The following is an 18807-nucleotide window of genomic DNA, read 5'->3' on the forward strand; positions in this document are numbered from 1 at the left end:
AGATGTGTATATGAGACATACAAAGAGCGCGTCAACAACCCGCTCGTGGGGCTGGTAACGCCCGAGAACGACCCCGACGCCGGCCAAAAGAAAAAGCGCTACGCCTACGACCCCCACCTTGACCCGCAACTCGTCTGGGCGGGCAAGGCCGAGCATACCTCGTTCGAGGTGCCGACCGTCTCCCTGCACGTCCACGAGCGCATCGATCCGCGCACCATCATCGAAGCGGTACGGAAGAAGAACGGCCAAGCCGAACCCGTGCAACTGGGGCTATTCGAAGAAGAACGTAAGGAACCGTTGCGCCAGGCCATTGAGTTCTACCAGCACAAGCACGGCTGGACCAACCGCCTGATTGCCGGCGATAGCCTGCTCGTGATGAACTCACTGCTGGAGAAGGAGGGGATGGCCGGCAAGGTGCAGATGATCTACATCGACCCGCCCTACGGCATCAAGTACGGCTCCAACTTCCAGCCCTTTGTGAACAAGCGCGACGTCAAGGACGGCAAGGACGAGGACCTGACCGCTGAGCCGGAGCAGATCCGCGCCTTCCGCGACACCTGGGAGCTGGGCATCCACTCGTATCTCACGTACCTGCGTGACCGGCTGCTGCTGGCGCGGGAACTCTTGACCGAAAGCGGCAGCATCTTTGTGCAGATCAGCGATGAGAACGTGCACCGGGTGCGGTGTTTGATGGATGAGGTGTTTGGAGCGGGGAATTTTGTGCGACTTATCACGTTCGCTAAAACCGGCAGCATGGTATCCAACGAGTTAGGCCGGACGAGCGATTATCTGATCTGGTATGCCAGGAATAAAGAACATCTGAAATATCGCCAGTTGTATTCTGAAAAGCTACCTGATGCCTTCTATAGTAATGTGGAGCTACCCGACGGTACCGTGCGAAAGATTACCCGGGCCGAGATGGTCGATCCGTCGCTGTTGCCAGCAGGAGCAAGGGTCTTCCAGCTTGTAAGCCTAGAGGGCTCGGGGCCGCCGGGTGAAGATACGCCACTCCAATTCGAAGGAGAAACCTTCAGGCCCAACAAGAACAGCCACTGGAAGCTGACCTATCCCGATGGCATGGAGGCGTTGAAACAAACAGGGCGCATAACTAAGGATGGCAGCAAACTTCGGTGGAAATATTTCATCGACGACTATCCGCTCAAGGTGCTGTCTGAAGTGTGGGACGACACTGCCGGCTTCAATCCAGATCAGAAGTATGTGGTTGAGACGCGCACCAAAGTCATCGAACGCTGCATCCTGATGACCACCGACCCGGGCGACCTGGTCTTCGACCCCACCTGCGGCTCGGGCACCACCGCCTATGTCGCCGAGCAGTGGGGACGGCGCTGGATCACTTGCGATACCTCACGCGTCGCGATCACGCTCGCCCGCCAGCGGCTGATGACCGCCGTCTTCGACTACTACGAGCTGGCGCGTCCCGAAGAGGGTGTGGGCAGCGGCTTCAAGTACAAGACCGTGCCGCATGTAACACTCAAATCGATCGCCAACAACCCGGAGATTGACGGCATCTATGCCCGCCTGCATCCGGCGGTGGAAAAAGCCCTGGCTGAGCTCAACGCGGCATTGAAGGGTCATCCTGTCCAATTTAAGGTTACCCAGGGCGGCCGGTCTGGCCACTTCGTGGACTTCGCCGCGCCCGACACGGCAACCTTCACCATGCCCGCCGGCCAGGTAGTCAAGGTCAACGAACTGGTGGAATGGGAGGTGCCCTTTGCGTTTCCTGCCGACTGGCCGGAAAAAGCGCGCGATCCCTTCGAGCGTTTTCATCAGGCGCGTCGTACGCTCCAAAAGGAGATCGACGCCGCCATTGCCCGCCACGCGCCGCAGGAGACGCTTTACGACCAGCCCTTTGTGGACCGCAAAAAGGTGCGCGTCACCGGCCCGTTCACCGTCGAGGCCGTGCCTGCGCCTGTGGTCAAGTCGGTGGATGAGATTTTAGAGGAGAAGCCGCAACCTGCCGACATGTCCATTGCCCGCTCCGGCGAGACCCTGCGCCAGGCCGAATGGCGCGACGAGCTGCTACGCACCGGTATTCGCGGCAAGAAGGGGCAATACATCCGCTTTGCCCGCCTAGAGCCGCTTCCTGGCTGTCGCTGGCTGCATGCCGAGGGGGAAACGCGGCCAAGCGACGAAGGGGCAAATACCGTGCGCGAGTCGGCTCCAGCCTATGACCCGATGCGCGTGGTCGTCTCCTTTGGCCCGGAATATGGCCCACTTGAGCAGCGGCAGGTCGAGCATGCCTGGGAAGAAGCACGGATGCTTGTTCCCAAACCCAAGCTGCTGATCTTTGCCGCTTTCCAGTTCGATCCCGAAGCGGCCAAGGATATTGACGAGATGAAGCCCGAGCTGGCCGGCATGCAGTTCCTCAAAGTCCAAATGAACGCCGACCTCTTGACCGACGACCTCAAGAAAAAGCGCGCCAGCAACGAATCGTTTTGGTTGATTGGGCAACCTGATGTGGAAGTGCAGCGGATCACCTCGGGTCCCGACGAAGGCAAGTTGCGCGTCGTGGTGCACGGTTTTGATTATTACAACACCAAGACCGGGCAGATTGAATCGGGTAGCGCAGACAAGATCGCTCTTTGGCTGCTCGATACCGACTACGACGGACGCAGCCTCTATCCCCGGCAGGTCTTTTTCCCAATGGCGGGCGAGAAGGATGGCTGGGCGAAGCTGGCGCGCAACCTTAAAGCTGAAATCGACGAGGAGCTGATTGAGGCGTACCGCGGTACAGTCTCGTTGCCCTTTGCACCGGGCGAGCACAAGCGCATTGCCGTAAAGATCGTGGATGACCGGGGCATCGAGAGCCTGAAGGTCATAAGAGTGGAGACATGATTGACGAGCAAGCTCTGCAAGAAATTGTTCAACGGATCGTGGCAGTGGCACAGCCCAGCCGCGTACTTTTGTTTGGCTCCTATGGCCGCGGCGACGCCGATGCTGGCTCTGACCTGGATCTTATTGTGATTGAACCAGAAGTGTCCGACCCGTATAGCGAAATGATCCGCTTGCACAAAGCTGTGGGCTCGATTGGCCCAGGGCTTGATCTGCTGGTTTATTCGGAGGCCGAATACCAACGGCGCAGTCAGGTTCCGGGCACCGTACTGTACTGGGTGCGCAAGGAGGGAAGAGCCCTCTATGAAGCCCCATCTTGAAGAGGCCTGGCGATCCCTGCGCTTGGCCGATCGCGACCTCAAGGCATTTGAAGTGTTGAAAAAAGATCCGGAGGTTCACCCTTCTATCCTCTATTTCCATGCCCAGCAAGCGGTCTTGTTTGCCCAACAGATCGAATTTACACGCACCCATGACCTGGTCAAGCTGGCGCGTCTGCTTGGTGACCGGGGCATCTTGTTGCCGGTTGAGGAAGATCAACTCCGCCAACTCAACCCTTTTGCTGTTGCCTTTCGCTACGACGACACAGAATTTGCCCCTGTTCCCCAACAAGAGGTGGCAAGTCTGCTCACAGCGATTCGCCGTTGGGCAGCGGAAGAAGTCAGTGCAGCAACGGAACGGGAGAAAAGCAATGGCTCGGACTACCATTGACCGCCTGATCATCAACTCGCCCTACGAGGAGCCGCGGCAACACTGGCGCTACAACCGCGAGACAAGGCTATTTGAACTGGTCGGAGGCCGCCGCCCGGCAGGGTACGTAGTGGCAACGCCCGGATCAAAGTCTTTCGACGATCCCGGGATCTTTGTGGAGATTCCGCTGGTCAACCAGATCCGCCCGCGCGTGAAGGCTTGGCGTGAGGCAGGCTACCCGGGTGTGACCAGTATCACCAAGCGGCTCTTGGATCACTGGCGTGACCCTGAGGAGTTCGACAGACGTCGCTTTTTCTTTTGCCAGTTGGAGGCTGTGGAGACGCTCATTTGGCTAACCGAGGCGCCGCCTGCCGAGCGGGTGGGCATTGAGATCCCTGGCGACGGTGGGGACTTTGATCGGCGGTGCTGCAAGATGGCAACTGGTACGGGCAAGACCATCGTCATGGCGATGGTGATTGCCTGGCACATCCTCAACAAGGTGGCGAACCTACAGGACGCACGTTTCTCGAAGAACGTGCTGGTCGTTGCGCCTGGGCTGACGGTCAAGAAACGGCTGGCTGTTCTAGAACCGGCGGGCGCAGGCAACTACTACGAGGCCTTCGACATTGTGCCCTCTGCCCTGCTGGACAAACTGCGGCAGGGCAAAGTGCTGATTCGCAACTGGCACGCCCTAGCCTGGGAGAGCGAGGAACAGATCAAGAAGCGCAAAAGCGTAGACAAGCGCGGCGCAAAGAGTGACGAAGCTTACACCCGCGAGGTGCTGGGCGAGATGGCGAATGCCCGCAACCTGCTGGTGATCAACGACGAGGCCCACCACGCCTGGCGCGTCAACTGGGAGGCGGAAGGTAAGTATCTGCGCCAGCATGGCTTAAGAGACAGCGCCGCAGAAGCCACAGTTTGGGTAGGCGGACTGGATCGTCTGCATCGCTCGCGAGGCATCCTGACCTGCTACGACTTTTCTGCCACCCCCTTTGCGCCGTCGGGAAAGAAGAGCAGCGAGGAGGCGCTCTTCGGCTGGATCGTCAGCGACTTTGGGCTGAACGACGCCATCGAATCGGGGCTGGTGAAGACCCCGCGCGTGGTGGTGCGCGACGACGCCGTGCCGGATGCCAAGACCTACAAGTCGCGGCTCTATCACATCTACAACGACCCCGACGTGAAGGACGACCTGAACCGCCAGGCCAAGCCAGAGGAGCCGCTGCCCGACCTGGTGCTGAACGCCTACTACTTGCTGGGCTACGACTGGCGTGAGACGTGGAAGGCCTGGAAAGCGGCTGGCCTGCCCACGCCGCCCGTGATGATCACCGTCTGTAACCGAACCGAGACAGCGGCGCGGGTGAAACACGCCTTCGACTCACGGCGCATTCCCATCGACGAGCTCTGCAACCCAGAAGGGATCCTGCACATCGACTCGAAGGTGTTAGAAGAGGCTGAGGCAAAGGAGGAGCCCACTGCAGTGGTGGAAGCCTCAGACGAGGCTGAGGATGGAGAAGAGGAAGACGCACCAGTCGAACGTCAGTTGACCAAAGCAGAGCAGGCAGAACGTTTGCGAAAGATCGTAGATACGGTGGGTAAGGTAGGGCAGCCCGGCGAGAAAATCCAGAATGTCATTTCCGTCGGGATGCTGAGCGAGGGCTGGGATGCCAAAACCGTGACGCACATCATGGGGCTACGGGCCTTCACTTCGCAACTTCTGTGCGAGCAGGTTGTGGGTCGAGGCTTGCGCCGCACATCCTACGAGGTCAACCCACAAACGGGGCTGCTCGAGCCCGAATACGTCAATATCTTCGGTGTGCCTTTCACTTTCTTGCCGCACGAGGATAGCGGAGATGGCCCGCCGCCACCACCAACACCCAAGACCGCGGTGGAGCCGGATCCGACCAAAGCAGAGTTTGAGATCCGCTGGCCAAATGTGGTGCGCATCGAGCGCGTACTTCAACCAACGTTGACTCTCGATTGGTCAAAGGTGCAGCCACTAGAACTAAACGCTGCCCAGACACCGCAGGTGGCAGAACTGGCACCAGTTCTTGAAGGCAAGCCAGACGTGACCCAGATCAGCCGCATTGAGCTAGAGCGGTTGGCGCGGGAATTTCGCACCCAGCGCATTATCTTCGCAACTGCCCGGGATGTGTTCGATCAGATGAAGCCAAGCTGGAAAGGCAGTCGCGAAATCTTGCTGGCGCAGTTGGTGCGGATTGTCGAGCAGTTCATTCGTTCTGACCGCATCTTGATCTCCCCACCTCTTTTTTATCAGGATGAACTGCGCCGCCGCCTGATCATCACCCTCAACATGTCACGAGTTGTGCAACATGTCTGCGAGGCGGTGCGGCAGGAGAACACCGAGCGGCTTACTCCAGTCTTCGACCGCGATCATCCCATCGGCTCGACAGGTCAAATGCGCACCTGGTACACGAGCAAACCTTGTGAACGCACACGCAAGTCGCACATCAACGTCTGCGTCTACGACAGCACCTGGGAAGCATCAGATGCCTACGTCCTCGACAACAGCGACGCCGTGAGCGCCTGGGCAAAGAACGATCACCTGGGCTTCGAAGTCCTGTATGTGTATGGTGGCGTAGTACGCAAGTATCGGCCAGATTTTCTTGTGCGGCTATCCAACGGCGACATGCTCATTTTGGAAACGAAGGGACAAAACACCGAACTAGACCGGGTGAAGCAGCGCTATCTGGACGAGTGGACGCAGGCCGTCAATGCCCATGGCGCGTTCGGTCGCTGGCGGTGGAAGGTGGCACGTCACCCTGGCGAGATACGGGACATTCTCTGACTTCCCTCTCCCAGAGGGAGAGGGGCTGGGGGTGAGGGCGTCAGCGGCGCGGAGCGCTGTGGAGACATCTCCGAATTTGAAATGACTATAAGATTGCAGCTTTCGCGTTCGGCTTCCCACTAGGCTAAGAGTAGTCTCAAAGCCGTTTTGCAGCAGGTGACCCATGTCCAAGGCAAAGATCGCACTGGACTTTCAGGCGCGGATCCCTCCCGGTTATCTCAACCTGATGGGATATGTGGACGAATCGGAAGTGAATGGGCCAGGCCGGCGCGCCGTGGTCTGGGTGCAGGGCTGCCTGCGGGAGTGTCCGGGCTGCTTCAACCCTGCTTCTTGGCCGTTTGAGGTCAACCAACTGGTGAAGATCACCGATCTGGCCGAGCAAATCCTCAGCAACCCCAGAAACGAGGGAGTGACCTTCTCAGGAGGGGAGCCCTTCTGGCAGGCTCCCGCCCTGGCCAGCTTGGCGCGGCTCCTGAAGGCGAAAGGGCTAACGGCGATGGCCTTCAGTGGATTCACGCTGGAAGAGTTGCGATCCCCCCAGGCTCCCCCCGGCGCCCAAGAGCTGCTGCAGGAGCTGGATATTTTGGTGGACGGGCCCTATCTGCAATCCCAGGCCATTCGCTCCCCCCACTCGCTGGTCTCTTCCCGCAACCAGCGGGTACATGTCTTTAACCCTGCCTTGGAAAACCAACTGAATTGGGCTAGCGACCAGGTGGAAATCCATATCCTCAAAGATGGAACCCGCATCGTCACCGGCTACGGCGGGCAGTTTCTCTTCGACGAGTCCGAGCGAGGCTAGCGCGCCTCCCCAGGGATCCCCTATCCCCCCACCCGCAACGGCTCGCGGCGATAGGCGGGCAGTTGCCAGCACATCTCCAGCCAGTTTTTCAGCTCCTCCGGCTGGCCCATGAGGCTCATTTCCACCAGCAAAATGGCAGCTCGATCGCCAGCTCCTTTGGATCCCAGACGAATCAGGGCAGACAGACTTTCTTCCCCCCAGCAGACGGATACCCCCTGCCGGATCAAGGCCCGAGCTGCAACGGCAATGCAGGAGGGTGGCACCTGGATATCTCGCCGCTCGTAATCGATAGTAGGCAGCATGAACGGCAACCCAAATCTTTATTATGTTTTAATCTTCTTCCCTTTTTGCCGGCTTATCCTGGGTCTTTGCGAATTGTGAAGTGATCTTTTGTAAACTTTTTGATACCGAGTAACATCATCTGGGGGTCTGAGAAAAAGGACGGGGATCCCTGCAGAAAGCTTAAAAGATAGCAGCCGTTTCTCAGCTCGACCTTCTCACAGCCGCGAGAATGGCTGCATTGGCAGGAGATGGAGAGATGCGAGCAGAAGGTTGGGAAAGCCGGGTGGGTCGCTGGTTGCCCAAAGCTACCCTTGTGGGAGTGGCGTTGATCCTGGTGGCGGCGGGCAGGCCGCTGCGCTTGGTGGGCAACGGCGAGAATATGGTGCTGTTTACCTGGGGTGGGGGAGTGAGCCCGACTGCTTTGCAGCCAGGGCTGCATTGGGTGCCGCCTTTTGTCTCGCGCACCGTTACCTTCGACGTAAAAACGCAGGCTCTGACCTGGAAGGACAACGACCCGACCGCCTATGCGCCGCGGCTGGTGGCCCTCTCTCAGGATGGGCAGCAGATTGCGGCTGAAGCGACGCTGCAATTTCGTATTCTCGATGCCCCCAAGGTCTACACCCAACTGGGGGAGAACTACTTGGATCGCATTGCCCCCATCGTCCGGTCGGTCATCTTGAATGAGACCAGCGGCTTTTCCGCCCAAGCTCTCTATTCCACCGAACGCCCGCTGCTTCAAGGACAAATTCGCGAACGGGTGGCCCTTTTGCTGAAGGAATACGGCATCGAGGTTTTGGACTTTCTGCTGCGGGATGTGGATTTCGATCCCGATTTTGTAGCCGCTATTGAAGCAAAAACTATCGCCGAAAACCAACTGGCGCAAAAACAATTTGAGATCGAGCAGGCGCGCCAAGATGCCCGCAGCATCATTGCTCAAGCCGAGGCAGAAGCCGGCCAATTGCGAGCCAAGGCCCAGGCCCTCACCCAGAATCCCAAGTACCTAGAGGTGGTGAAAGCCTCGGTTCTGGGATCCCGGCTGGAAACTTTGATAACCAAATAGAAAACCTAATAGAAAAAGGACTCCGTCCCGCTGACGCGAACAGTTTTCGGGCCTGGCCCCATCTGCTCCAGCTCTTCCCTCAGACCTCAAAACGGGATCAGCCACTATGTATTCAACAGAAGAAGCACACCAGAGTAAAGTTGGTTGGCTAACTTTGGGCGGGATTGCCCTCTTGGCAGCTTTGGGGATGCTCCGCGCCTGCCTGTATGTCACTTTGCCCGGCCATGCCACGGTGGTGTTTAATACCTTTTCTGGGTTGCAAAAGGGGCGGGTAGAATTGCCGGGAGTGATGTTCCGGATCCCGGGGATCGAGACGCCAATCACCTACAGCGTGCTCACCCGCGTTTGGGAGTTTACCAACAACCCCAACTCGGCCAATGCCATCAGCAATGCCATCACGGTAAACACTGCTGACGGGCAGGCTTTTGCCGTCGATGTGGCCATTGCCCTCAGGCCCAACCTTGCCACTTTGGACGAGCTGCACGCCACCATCGGCGAGAACTATCTTGTGACAGTGGTGGTGCCGGTAGTGCGCTCCAAGATCCGCGATATCTCTGCTTCTTTCGATTCCGAAGATTTTTACCGCAAAAGCCAACGCACAGCCATCGAGCAGCGGGCCCTGGACTTGATCCGCCAAGAGATGCCCACCGTCAACCGCGATGGCCAAGCCCTGCCCCTGATCCAGGTAGAGGGCCTCTTTCTGGGCAACCCCGATTTTCCACAAGCCCTGCGAGATTCCATTGAACGCAAACAGGTGGCCTCGATTACGGCACAAACAGCAGCAGTGCGGGCGCAAATTCAACAAAAAGAAACCGAGCGGCTGTTGATCCTAGCGGCAGCCAACCAGCGGGCCATCGAGCTAAAGGGACAGGCGGCAGCGGAAAACGCGCAACTGGCGGATCTGCTGTTTTACGAAAAGCTGCAGGAGCGCATCCAAAACCCGGCGGACTCACTGCCACCTCTGCGCATCATTCGCGTCGAGGGGGATGCCACCGTGTTCCTCAACGTGGATCCCCGACAGGCAGCCGCGCAACAGGCCCAATAGTCAGGCCTGGCCACGCCGTCGGAGCTCCCAGGGCAGGGTGGGGTGGTGGGCAGCCGGCTGCGCTTTGGCCACAACAATCACCCCGGCCACCGGGATCCCAGCGGCAACCAAGACCTGCTGCGCCGCTTGAACGGTGGAGCCGGTGGTGTAGATGTCATCCACCAACAGAACTGGGGTGGCGGGAGCGTGCTGGAGGGCAAAGGCGCCTGCCAGATTTTGCTGGCGTTGCAGCGGGTTGAGCTCATATTGGGCCGCCGTGGCCCGCACCCGCACCAAAGCTTCAGGTAAATGTCTTAGACCCGTCCGCTCACAAAAGGCTTGGCTGATCAGGGCCGCTTGATTGTAGCCCCGTTGCCGCAGGCGCTCCGCATGCAGCGGGATAGGGACGACCGTATAGTCCGAGCCGTAGGCCCTACGAGAGCCTGAAGAGGGTTGCCGGCTTTCGAGCCAACGGGATCCCAGCCATTCCCCCAAAACCGTGCCTATGCGCCGCTGTCCTTCATATTTCAGGCAATAGAGAGCCCTGCGCAGCGCTCCCCGGTGGATCCCCCAAGCATAAAGCGGCCAAGGCGAAGTGGTGACCGGCCAAGAGTCGAGCCGCTCCGCCTGCAACCGCCTCTGGCAATCTCGACAAAACACACCCCTAGCGGGGCGCTGGCAGAGCGGACAGGGAAGCGCAATCCACCAATCCAGCCACTCCATGGCCAAGTTCCACGGCTAGCCTCAGTCTAGCCGCAAGGGGAGGGCTAGAGAGCTGACAAAGTTGACGGCGGGATCCCTGCTTGCTAGGATTAGGTACTGCTGAATCATCAAGACTAGCCCTTGTAGCCAACCCATGCCCACCATTCAGCAACTCATTCGCGAAGAGCGCAAGGCTGCCACTCGCAAGACCAAGGCACCTGCCCTGAAAGGATGTCCGCAGCGGCGGGGAGTTTGCACCCGAGTGTACACGACAACGCCCAAGAAGCCCAACTCGGCTTTGCGGAAGGTGGCACGGGTTCGCCTCACCTCTGGCTTTGAAGTTACTGCTTACATCCCCGGCATTGGCCACAACCTACAAGAGCACTCGGTGGTTATGATTCGCGGCGGGCGGGTCAAGGACTTGCCTGGCGTGCGCTATCACATTATTCGGGGCACGCTCGACGCCGCAGGAGTGAAAGACCGCAAGCAAGGCCGCTCCAAATACGGGGCAAAACGGCCCAAGCCTGGCCAAGCGCCGGCCGCCACTGGCAAGAAGAAATAATAGCTTCCTCTAAACGTCAGCCTTTGTATCCTGCCTTCAGCTTCTAAGCAAGTTCCACAGCTCCTATGTCTCGCCGCAACCGTGCCCCTCGTCGTGACGTACCCCCGGATCCCAAGTACGGGAGCCGTTTGGTTACCATGCTGATCCGCAAGTTGATGATGAGGGGCAAGGCTTCTCTTGCCGCCAGGATCCTCTACGACGCCCTAGAGATTGTGCGAGAGCGCACCGGTCAGGATCCGCTACCTGTACTGGAAAGTGCTGTTCGCAACGCTACCCCCTTGGTGGAGGTGAAAGCGCGGCGGGTGGGTGGCGCTACCTATCAGGTGCCTGTGGAGGTAAGAGCAGAGCGAGGAACCTCGTTGGCGCTGCGCTGGCTAGTCACCTTTTCCCGCACCCGTCCAGGGCGCACCATGTCTGCCAAGTTAGCCAATGAGATTATGGATGCGGCCAACGAAACCGGCAACGCCATCCGCCGGCGAGAAGAAGTCCATCGCATGGCCGAGGCCAACAAAGCCTTTGCCCACTACCGCTACTGAGCCCTGCTGGCCGAGCGAAGGAGGATGTTGCTGGGATCCCTTCCCATCTGCTGAGATCTGGGCTGGATCTGGAGGAGAAGGGGCAAAAAAAGACTAGAATTGTAAAGGTTTTTTTAGTTTGCCCGAGTCGCAGGGCGACGAGGATTGGGAGGTTGACGTGGCACGCACAGTTCCCCTGGAACGAGTTCGAAATATTGGTATCGCGGCCCACATCGATGCCGGCAAGACCACGACCACAGAGCGGATCCTCTTCTATTCCGGTCTGGTGCACAAGATTGGCGAGGTTCATGAGGGAACCACGGTAACCGACTGGATGGCTCAGGAACGGGAGCGGGGCATCACCATCACGGCCGCGGCCATCACCACCCGTTGGACCAAGCGGGATCCCAAAAACCCCTCCCAACCTCTCGCTGGCGCGCCGGAATACACCATCAACATCATCGATACGCCAGGGCACGTGGACTTCACCATCGAGGTGGAGCGATCGATGCGGGTGCTGGACGGGGTAATCGCCGTCTTCGACTCGGTGGGGGGCGTGCAGCCGCAGTCGGAAACCGTCTGGCGGCAGGCCAACCGCTACAACGTGCCCCGCATCGCCTTCGTCAACAAGATGGATCGCATGGGGGCCAATTTCCTTAAGGTTTATAACCAGATTCGGGAGCGCCTCAAAGCCAACGCCGTGCCCATCCAACTGCCCATCGGGGCCGAAGACGAGTTTCGCGGCATCGTCGATCTGGTGCGCCTGCAGGCCAATATCTACATGGATGAGATCGGCAAGGACATTCGCCCTGCCCCTATCCCCGAAGAGATGAAGGATCTGGTGGCGGAATACCGGGCCAAGCTGGTGGAAGCGGTGGCCGAGACCGACGAGGCCCTAATGGAGAAATACTTTGCCGAGGAGGATCTGAGCGAAGCCGACCTCATGGCTGGTCTGCGCAAAGGCACCATCAGCGGCCAAATTGTGCCCCTGCTGTGCGGCTCTGCCTTCAAGAACAAGGGTGTGCAGATGCTGCTGGACGCGGTGGTGGACTACCTCCCTTCTCCCATCGATATTCCCGCCATCAAGGGGGTACTGCCGGACGGGTCGGAGGTATCGCGCAAGGCCAGCGATGACGAGCCCTTCTCCGCTCTGGCCTTCAAGCTGATGAGCGACAAGTACGGAGACCTCACCTTTATCCGCGTTTACTCTGGGGTGCTAACCAAGGGCACCTATGTGCTCAACTCCACCAAAAACAAAAAAGAGCGCATCTCCCGCCTGGTGGTGCTCAAAGCGGACGAGCGTCTAGATGTAGATGAGCTGCGAGCAGGCGATCTGGGAGCTGTGTTGGGCCTGAAAGATACCACCACCGGAGACACCCTCTGCGACGAAAACGCGCCGGTAATCCTGGAGTCCCTATATATCCCCGAGCCGGTGATCTCGGTGGCCGTCGAGCCCAAGACCAAGGCTGATATCGACAAACTCTCCAAAGCGCTGCAGGCCCTGGCCAAGGAGGATCCCACCTTCCGCGTCTCGGTGGATCCAGAGACCAACCAAACCATCATCTCCGGCATGGGCGAGCTCCACCTGGAGATTCTGGTGGATCGGATGCTGCGGGAGTTCAACGTAGAAGCTAACGTGGGCAATCCCCAAGTGGCCTACCGCGAAACCATCCGCAAGCCAGTTAGCCGCGTGGAAGGAAAGTTCATCCGCCAGACTGGCGGCCGCGGCCAGTACGGCCATGTGGTCATCGACCTGGAGCCAGCAGAACCAGGTACGGGGTTCGAGTTTGTCTCCAAAATTGTGGGTGGTGTCATCCCCAAAGAGTACATTCCGCCTGCCGAGCAAGGGATCCGCGAAGCCTGCGAGTCCGGGGTCTTGGCTGGCTATCCTCTGATCGATATTCGCGTCACCCTGGTGGACGGCTCCTACCACGAGGTGGACTCCAGCGAAATGGCCTTCAAGATCGCCGGCTCGATGGCGCTGAAGGAGGCTGCTCGCAGAGCCAACCCCGTCCTGCTGGAGCCAATGATGAAGGTGGAGGTGGAAGTTCCCGAAGCCTTTGTCGGGGATGTTATTGGAGACATCAACGCCCGTCGCGGCCAGATGGAGGGGATGAGTACAGAGGGTGGCATCTCCAAGGTCAATGCCAAGGTTCCCTTGGCGGAGATGTTTGGATATGCCACCGACATCCGCTCCAAAACCCAAGGGCGGGGCATCTTTACGATGGAGTTCAGCCACTACGAGGAAGTTCCTCGCAGTATTGCCGAAGCCATCATCGCCAAAAGCAAAGGAAGTGGAGTAACCAACTGAAATTAAAAGGAAGTGACGATTCATGGCACGCGCTAAGTTTGAACGTACCAAGCCGCACGTCAACGTTGGCACCATTGGTCACGTCGACCACGGTAAGACGACGTTGACCGCCGCCATCACTATGACCTTGGCTGCTTTGGGTCAGGCCACAGCCAAGCGGTATGACGAGATCGACGCGGCGCCAGAGGAGAGAGCCCGCGGTATTACCATCAATACTGCCCACGTGGAGTACCAGACGGAGAAGCGTCACTACGCCCACGTGGACTGCCCCGGCCACGCTGACTACGTGAAAAACATGATCACGGGCGCGGCCCAGATGGACGGGGCCATCCTGGTGGTCTCGGCGGCCGATGGGCCAATGCCGCAGACGCGGGAGCACATCCTGTTGGCCCGTCAGGTGGGGGTACCCAGCTTGGTGGTCTTCCTCAACAAGGTGGACATGGTGGACGACGAGGAGCTGCTGGAGCTGGTGGAGCTGGAGGTGCGGGAGCTTCTCTCCAAGTACGACTTCCCCGGCGACGAAATCCCAATTGTCAGGGGATCCGCTCTCAAGGCTCTGGAAAGGATGCAGGCCAACCCCAAAACCCAGCGGGGTGAGGATCCCTGGGTGGACAAGATCTACGAGCTGATGGATGCGGTGGACTCCTACATTCCGACGCCGGAGCGGGATGTAGACAAGCCCTTCCTGATGGCGGTGGAAGATGTCTTCTCGATCACCGGTCGCGGTACGGTGGCGACGGGCCGGATCGAGCGGGGCCGCATCAAAGTTGGCGAAACCGTGGAGCTGGTGGGATTGCGAGAAACCCGTTCCACCACCGTTACCGGTCTAGAGATGTTCCAGAAGACCCTGGACGAGGGGATTGCTGGCGACAACGTCGGCGTGCTGCTGCGGGGTATTCAGAAGAACGAGGTGGAGCGGGGTATGGTGCTGGCCAAGCCCAAGACCATTACTCCTCACACCCAGTTCGAGTCGGAGGTTTACGTCCTCAAGAAGGAAGAGGGCGGACGTCACACTCCCTTCTTCGCTGGCTATCGTCCTCAGTTCTACGTGCGTACCACCGACGTCACCGGCACCATCACTTCCTTCACGGCTGACGACGGCTCTAAGCCGGAGATGGTGATGCCCGGCGACCGTGTCAGGATGACGGTAGAGCTGATCCAGCCCATCGCCATCGAGCAAGGGATGCGCTTTGCCATTCGCGAGGGCGGTCGTACCGTAGGGGCCGGTGTGGTCTCTAAGATCCTGAAGTAAGCGGCTTTCTCCTGGCAGGGATTGGGCGCTGGTCACTCCAGGCAAGCTCGATCCCTGCCATTTTTTTGAGTACACCCTACCTTCTCTCTGACTATGGCTACCTTGACGCAACAGAAAATTCGGATCCGCCTAAAGGCCTACGACCATCGGCTGCTGGATACTTCCTGCGACAAAATTGTGGACACAGCCCGCCGTACGGAGGCTGTGCCGGTTGGCCCGATCCCTTTGCCGACGCGGCGTCGCCTCTACTGTGTGCTGCGTTCCCCCCACACGGATAAGGATTCGCGGGAACATTTTGAAGTTCGCACCCACCGCCGCATTATCGACATCTACTCCCCCTCTTCCAAAACCATCGATGCTTTGATGAAGCTGGATCTGCCGGCAGGGGTAGACATCGAGGTGAAATTGTGAGGCTCCGCTTGGGGATCCAGCGCTAGGTGAGGCAAGGGGGCAGGTGGTGACAACAGCGGTCGAGCAAGAAGGACGAGAAGAGGGCGCCGCCATTGGTGAGGGGACGGCGGCTTCTGAGCCTATCCCGGTCTTGGTGGTGGGAGCTTTGGGCAAGATGGGGCGGGAGGTGGTGCGGGCGGTGGCCCAAACCCCCGACATGAAGTTGGTGGGGGCGGTGGCCCGTTCCCAGTTGGGCGCGGACATTGGTGAGGTGTTGGGCCTGGGATCCCTGGGAGTAGAGATTACCGAGGATCTGGCAGGTCAGTTGCTGCGGCTGTCGCAGCGGAGTACCCGAGGTGTCATGGTGGACTTCACCCATCCGCGCTCCGTGTATGAAAATGTCCGCTCGGCCATTGCTTTTGGGGTGCGGCCGGTGGTGGGGACGACGGGCCTGACGTCGGAGCAGGTGGAGCGGCTGCGGGATCTGGCAGACAAGTCCGGTGTGGGCTGTCTAATCGCGCCCAACTTTGCCATCGGCATGATCCTGCTGCAGCAGATGGCTCTGCAGGCGGCCCAATATTTCGATCACGTGGAGATTGTCGAGCTGCACCACAACCGCAAAGCCGATGCCCCCAGCGGCACGGCTCTACAGACAGCGCAACGGCTGGGACAACTGGGCAAAGCCTTTAACCCGCCCGAGGTGGAAGAAAAGGAGCTGCTCCCCGGCTCGCGGGGAGGGATCCCCGGCCCCAATATCCCCATCCACAGCGTTCGCCTGCCGGGGCTAGTCGCCCACCAGGAGGTGATCTTCGGCGGCATGGGGCAGACGTTGACCTTGAGACACGACATCACGGATCGGGTGGCTTTCATGCCGGGAGTGATCCTGGGCATTCGCAAGGTGCTGCAGCTCAAGGGGCTGGTCTATGGCTTGGAGCAGGTGTTGAGCTAGCTGCTTAGGGGCGGGATCCCAGCCTCGTCCAGGATGTGCGGGATGAGGTGTTCGGCCTTGACGGCCATGAGGTGTACGCCGTGACAGATCTGGCGAGCCTGGCGCACCTGTTCGGCAGCAATGCGGATCCCTTCTGCCAGGGGATCGGGGGCATCGGCCAGCCGCTGGATGATGGCGTCCGGGATCTGCACCCCCGGCAAGTTGCGGTTGATGAAAAGGGCGTTTTTGGCGGATTTGAGCAGGAAGATGCCCGCCAGGATAGGCTTGCCGGCGGGGCGGCCCAGCTTGTCCATGAAACGCTCCAGTTGCTCGAAGTCGGTCACCATCTGGCTTTGGAAAAACTGGGCTCCGTTCTCCAGCTTGCGGTGGAAGCGCCGCTCCAGGCCGGAAAAGCTGCCGGACTGGGGTTCTACCGCTGCTCCGGGGAACAGGCAGGTGCCACCGTCGGGGAGGGGCTTGCCGTTGCAGTCGAGGCCGTTGTTGAGGCGTTGGATAAGCTGCAGCAGGCGCACCGATTCCAGGTCAAAGACCGGGCGGGCGTCGGGACAATCGCCGATGTGGATGGGATCCCCGGTGAGGGCCAACACGTTGCGCAGGCCGAGGGCGGAAGCTCCCAACAGATCTCCTTGCAGAGCCAAGCGGTTGCGATCCCGACAGGCCAGTTGCAGGATGGGCTCAATGCCCGCCTGATGCAACAGCAGTGAGGCGGCCAGGGGGCTCATGCGGGCCATGGCGCGGTTGGAGTCCGTGACGTTGATGGCATGCACCCGACCCTTGAGCTGCTGGGCAAGAGACAGCAAGGTGCTGGTGTCGGATCCCTTGGGGGGGGTGATCTCAGCCGTGAGCAGAAATTCCCCCCGCTGGATGGCTTGGGCAAAGCGCGACGGCGGTGAGCAGGTCAGGGCCACAATTCTGGGAAGACCGAAAGAAAAAGCAGTGGGTTGGCCTATTATCGACTGTTTTGGGAGGGTTTTTCCAGCCTAGGCGCTGCTCCATCTTTTCTCAGGGCTTGGCTGAGGGCGAAGGGCTGGGCAGGGGTTGCACCCGCATTTCTCCCAGCCAGAGGGGGGGATCCCCTTGGTGCAAACGCTGCTGCCAGTTTGTCGCCGCCGCGGGCGGGATCCCCTGCGGACCCAGGGCCCAGCTCCAGCCAATCACCTGGGGCCACCGCCGGGCTTCCAAGCCTTCCAAAAAGGACTGGGCAGCTTCTGCGTCGGGGGGCAGGCCGCTGAGAATCAGGGGCAACTGGGGGTTAAAGGCCACAAGGCGACAGTAGAATGCTTCAAAAGCCTCAGGATCCCCCTTCACCTCCAGGCTCAGCCAGTCCACCCCTGGCAAGGCGGCCCAGGCAGACGCTGCCTCGTTATCCGCTCCCTCCAGCTCTAGAACCCAGAGCAAATTGGCATCAGAGCGCAGGGTTTGTATCAGGTGACGGTAGGCCCGTCGTTGCAGCTCGGTATCCCCGTCCCCAGCAGCTATGGCCAGGATAATCGGGGTAGCAAAGCGCTGGATGCCCCGGGCCCAAGAGCGCAAGGTCTCATCCTGTTCGCCCGCAGCCAGGGAAGAGAGGTGGGCCGGCTGCAGCCGCAGGCGCAGGTAGGGAACGGAGCCGCTCTCCCGCAGCCGATTGGCCAGGGGCTGGGGAAAATCCTGCCGCGGATCCCAGAGGTGCTCCACCGCTGCCCAGGCAGGGGGCTGGCCGATGGCCTGGCGATAGGACAAGAGCTGCTCCCAAGTTGGCATGCCCGACCAAATGACCCCATGATAAAGCCGGCCCGTGGGGGGCGGCAGCGGCCTGCCCCGCTGAAAAGGGGCAGAATCGGGCGGGATGGGGGAGGTGAGGACAACCTGCAGCCGCAGAGACGGTGAGGGGGCAGGGGCGTCGGCCTCCGGTAGGGAGAAAGGGAAACTCCACGTGCGCTCCTCGAACCGACCTTGAGTAATCTGGCGGGCATAGAAGTCCTGAGGGGGCGGCAGCGGCTCGAGAGCCTCTTCCCCTAAGAAGGCTTTTTGGACAGCTAGGCGCACCCCCTCGCCAGGGTGAATCAGAGGCGTGGTGGTATCCAGGTGAAAGCTGCCGCTGAGGCGGGTAAAGGTCTTGTGGGGCTCAACTCGGAAAGAGAGCGTGAGCTGGTCAGGCCGATAGGTGCCCACGGCGGGGGAGGAGGGGGTGGGGAGCGGGGATCCCGGCTGCTCTGCCAAGCTCTCGCAGTCGGTGCAGGGAAGGAGAGCCTGCGGGTGGAGAGCGATGGGAGCCTTGCGGGCGGATTGCAACTGCTCAGATGTGATCACAAAGCTGGCCCAAAGGTGCTTCAAGCGGGGATCCCGGCCGGGTGGAATATCGGAGAAAGTTCGCCCTGGGGGTGTAGCCGTGCGTGTGCCGGCAGCCGTGCCATCTAGGGGCACCGTGGAGAATGCGTCGCTGGAACATCCCCCCAGCAACACCAGCGACAGGATTAGCGGCAGAGTCCCTAGGAGCAGGGGCCTAACGCTGGGTTGTAGCGGCGGCGATCCCCAAACCATGAACTCACCTCAATACACCACCCCTCCGCGTCCGCTTGGCAGCGGCTAGAGGGATTCTCGCCCAGCAGCCTCAGCCTTGGGTTTGATCCCGA

17 protein-coding genes are annotated in these 18807 nt (G+C 59.9%); 13 read left to right on the plus strand and 4 right to left on the minus strand.

From position 1 onward, the window contains the following. Positions 1–45 precede the first annotated feature (45 nt). The 5 genes from NW845_RS02690 to NW845_RS02710 all read left to right on the plus strand — a co-directional run bounded on the left by NW845_RS02690 (position 46) and on the right by NW845_RS02710 (position 7145). Positions 46–2856 carry a site-specific DNA-methyltransferase gene (locus NW845_RS02690; protein WP_414376711.1) on the plus strand — a complete coding sequence of 937 codons (2811 nt, stop codon included), beginning with the start codon at positions 46–48 and terminating at the stop codon, positions 2854–2856. Beyond that, positions 2853–3173 (plus strand): nucleotidyltransferase domain-containing protein, encoded by a 321-nt coding sequence (locus tag NW845_RS02695; protein ID WP_414376713.1) that lies wholly within the window; start codon positions 2853–2855, stop codon positions 3171–3173. Before NW845_RS02690 ends, NW845_RS02695 begins: the two co-directional genes overlap by 4 nt. Further along, on the plus strand, positions 3157–3561 hold the full coding sequence (locus NW845_RS02700) for a HEPN domain-containing protein (RefSeq protein WP_414376715.1): 405 nt from the start codon (positions 3157–3159) through the stop codon (positions 3559–3561). The genes NW845_RS02695 and NW845_RS02700 overlap by 17 nt, the downstream gene beginning before the upstream one ends. Continuing rightward, complete coding sequence (locus tag NW845_RS02705) at positions 3542–6346, plus strand: BPTD_3080 family restriction endonuclease (RefSeq protein WP_414376717.1); 2805 nt, start codon at positions 3542–3544, stop codon at positions 6344–6346. The genes NW845_RS02700 and NW845_RS02705 overlap by 20 nt, the downstream gene beginning before the upstream one ends. A gap of 163 nt (positions 6347–6509) precedes the next feature. Next, positions 6510–7145 (plus strand): 4Fe-4S single cluster domain-containing protein, encoded by a 636-nt coding sequence (locus tag NW845_RS02710; protein ID WP_414363843.1) that lies wholly within the window; start codon positions 6510–6512, stop codon positions 7143–7145. A gap of 20 nt (positions 7146–7165) precedes the next feature. Here the strand turns inward: NW845_RS02710 and NW845_RS02715 are convergent, their stop codons facing one another. Continuing rightward, positions 7166–7447 (minus strand): hypothetical protein, encoded by a 282-nt coding sequence (locus NW845_RS02715; RefSeq protein ID WP_414376719.1) that lies wholly within the window; start codon positions 7445–7447, stop codon positions 7166–7168. Between the two features lie 236 nt (positions 7448–7683). On the opposite strand from NW845_RS02715, the gene NW845_RS02720 reads away from it, so the two are divergent. Together NW845_RS02720 and NW845_RS02725 are read left to right on the plus strand one after the other, a co-directional pair. After that, on the plus strand, positions 7684–8487 hold the full coding sequence (locus NW845_RS02720) for a prohibitin family protein (RefSeq protein ID WP_414338532.1): 804 nt from the start codon (positions 7684–7686) through the stop codon (positions 8485–8487). A 106-nt stretch (positions 8488–8593) separates the two neighbouring features. Continuing rightward, a complete protein-coding gene (locus NW845_RS02725; RefSeq protein ID WP_414333480.1) occupies positions 8594–9532 on the plus strand; it encodes a prohibitin family protein in 939 nt (312 codons plus the stop codon). Here the strand turns inward: NW845_RS02725 and NW845_RS02730 are convergent, their stop codons facing one another. After that, a complete protein-coding gene (locus NW845_RS02730) occupies positions 9533–10234 on the minus strand; it encodes a ComF family protein (RefSeq protein ID WP_414376721.1) in 702 nt (233 codons plus the stop codon). 133 nt (positions 10235–10367) lie between these two features. Between NW845_RS02730 and rpsL the strand changes: the two genes are divergently transcribed. From rpsL to dapB, 6 genes are all read left to right on the plus strand, one after another. Next, entirely contained in the window at positions 10368–10775 is a 408-nt protein-coding gene (gene rpsL, locus NW845_RS02735; RefSeq protein ID WP_414363846.1) for a 30S ribosomal protein S12, read from the plus strand. A gap of 65 nt (positions 10776–10840) precedes the next feature. Next, complete coding sequence (gene rpsG / locus NW845_RS02740; protein WP_414363847.1) at positions 10841–11311, plus strand: 30S ribosomal protein S7; 471 nt, start codon at positions 10841–10843, stop codon at positions 11309–11311. Positions 11312–11468: 157 nt separating this feature from the next. Continuing rightward, positions 11469–13601: an elongation factor G gene (fusA, locus tag NW845_RS02745; RefSeq protein ID WP_414363848.1), complete on the plus strand. Its 2133-nt coding sequence runs from the start codon at positions 11469–11471 to the stop codon at positions 13599–13601. Between the two features lie 22 nt (positions 13602–13623). Beyond that, the gene (gene tuf, locus NW845_RS02750) at positions 13624–14853 is read left to right on the plus strand and encodes an elongation factor Tu (protein ID WP_414363849.1); all 1230 of its coding nucleotides are present in this window, start codon (positions 13624–13626) and stop codon (positions 14851–14853) included. A 93-nt stretch (positions 14854–14946) separates the two neighbouring features. Further along, positions 14947–15264 (plus strand): 30S ribosomal protein S10, encoded by a 318-nt coding sequence (gene rpsJ, locus NW845_RS02755; RefSeq protein ID WP_011430161.1) that lies wholly within the window; start codon positions 14947–14949, stop codon positions 15262–15264. Between the two features lie 91 nt (positions 15265–15355). Further along, entirely contained in the window at positions 15356–16192 is an 837-nt protein-coding gene (gene dapB, locus NW845_RS02760; RefSeq protein ID WP_414376747.1) for a 4-hydroxy-tetrahydrodipicolinate reductase, read from the plus strand. Here the strand turns inward: dapB and NW845_RS02765 are convergent. Continuing rightward, positions 16189–17100 carry a methylenetetrahydrofolate reductase gene (locus NW845_RS02765; RefSeq protein ID WP_414363850.1) on the minus strand — a complete coding sequence of 304 codons (912 nt, stop codon included), beginning with the start codon at positions 17098–17100 and terminating at the stop codon, positions 16189–16191. The two genes, dapB and NW845_RS02765, sit on opposite strands and share 4 nt — an antisense overlap. Positions 17101–17194: 94 nt before the next feature. Continuing rightward, complete coding sequence (locus NW845_RS02770; RefSeq protein ID WP_414376723.1) at positions 17195–18715, minus strand: hypothetical protein; 1521 nt, start codon at positions 18713–18715, stop codon at positions 17195–17197. Positions 18716–18807: the final 92 nt, after the last annotated feature.

Source organism: Synechococcus sp. H60.2 (genome assembly GCF_047462315.1).
Classification (GTDB): Bacteria; Cyanobacteriota; Cyanobacteriia; order Thermostichales; family Thermostichaceae; genus Thermostichus.

What these genes read in the sequence shown, in the direction of transcription:
- NW845_RS02695 (WP_414376713.1), top strand. Translation starts at nt 2,853, where the DNA reads ATGATTGACGAGCAAGCTCTGCAAGAAATTGTTCAACGGATCGTGGCA.
- NW845_RS02700 (WP_414376715.1), top strand. Translation starts at nt 3,157, where the DNA reads ATGAAGCCCCATCTTGAAGAGGCCTGGCGATCCCTGCGCTTGGCCGAT.
- NW845_RS02705 (WP_414376717.1), top strand. Translation starts at nt 3,542, where the DNA reads ATGGCTCGGACTACCATTGACCGCCTGATCATCAACTCGCCCTACGAG.
- NW845_RS02710 (WP_414363843.1), top strand. Translation starts at nt 6,510, where the DNA reads ATGTCCAAGGCAAAGATCGCACTGGACTTTCAGGCGCGGATCCCTCCC.
- NW845_RS02715 (WP_414376719.1), bottom strand. Translation starts at nt 7,447, where the DNA reads ATGCTGCCTACTATCGATTACGAGCGGCGAGATATCCAGGTGCCACCC.
- NW845_RS02720 (WP_414338532.1), top strand. Translation starts at nt 7,684, where the DNA reads ATGCGAGCAGAAGGTTGGGAAAGCCGGGTGGGTCGCTGGTTGCCCAAA.
- NW845_RS02725 (WP_414333480.1), top strand. Translation starts at nt 8,594, where the DNA reads ATGTATTCAACAGAAGAAGCACACCAGAGTAAAGTTGGTTGGCTAACT.
- NW845_RS02730 (WP_414376721.1), bottom strand. Translation starts at nt 10,234, where the DNA reads ATGGAGTGGCTGGATTGGTGGATTGCGCTTCCCTGTCCGCTCTGCCAG.
- rpsL (WP_414363846.1), top strand. Translation starts at nt 10,368, where the DNA reads ATGCCCACCATTCAGCAACTCATTCGCGAAGAGCGCAAGGCTGCCACT.
- rpsG (WP_414363847.1), top strand. Translation starts at nt 10,841, where the DNA reads ATGTCTCGCCGCAACCGTGCCCCTCGTCGTGACGTACCCCCGGATCCC.
- tuf (WP_414363849.1), top strand. Translation starts at nt 13,624, where the DNA reads ATGGCACGCGCTAAGTTTGAACGTACCAAGCCGCACGTCAACGTTGGC.
- rpsJ (WP_011430161.1), top strand. Translation starts at nt 14,947, where the DNA reads ATGGCTACCTTGACGCAACAGAAAATTCGGATCCGCCTAAAGGCCTAC.
- NW845_RS02770 (WP_414376723.1), bottom strand. Translation starts at nt 18,715, where the DNA reads ATGGTTTGGGGATCGCCGCCGCTACAACCCAGCGTTAGGCCCCTGCTC.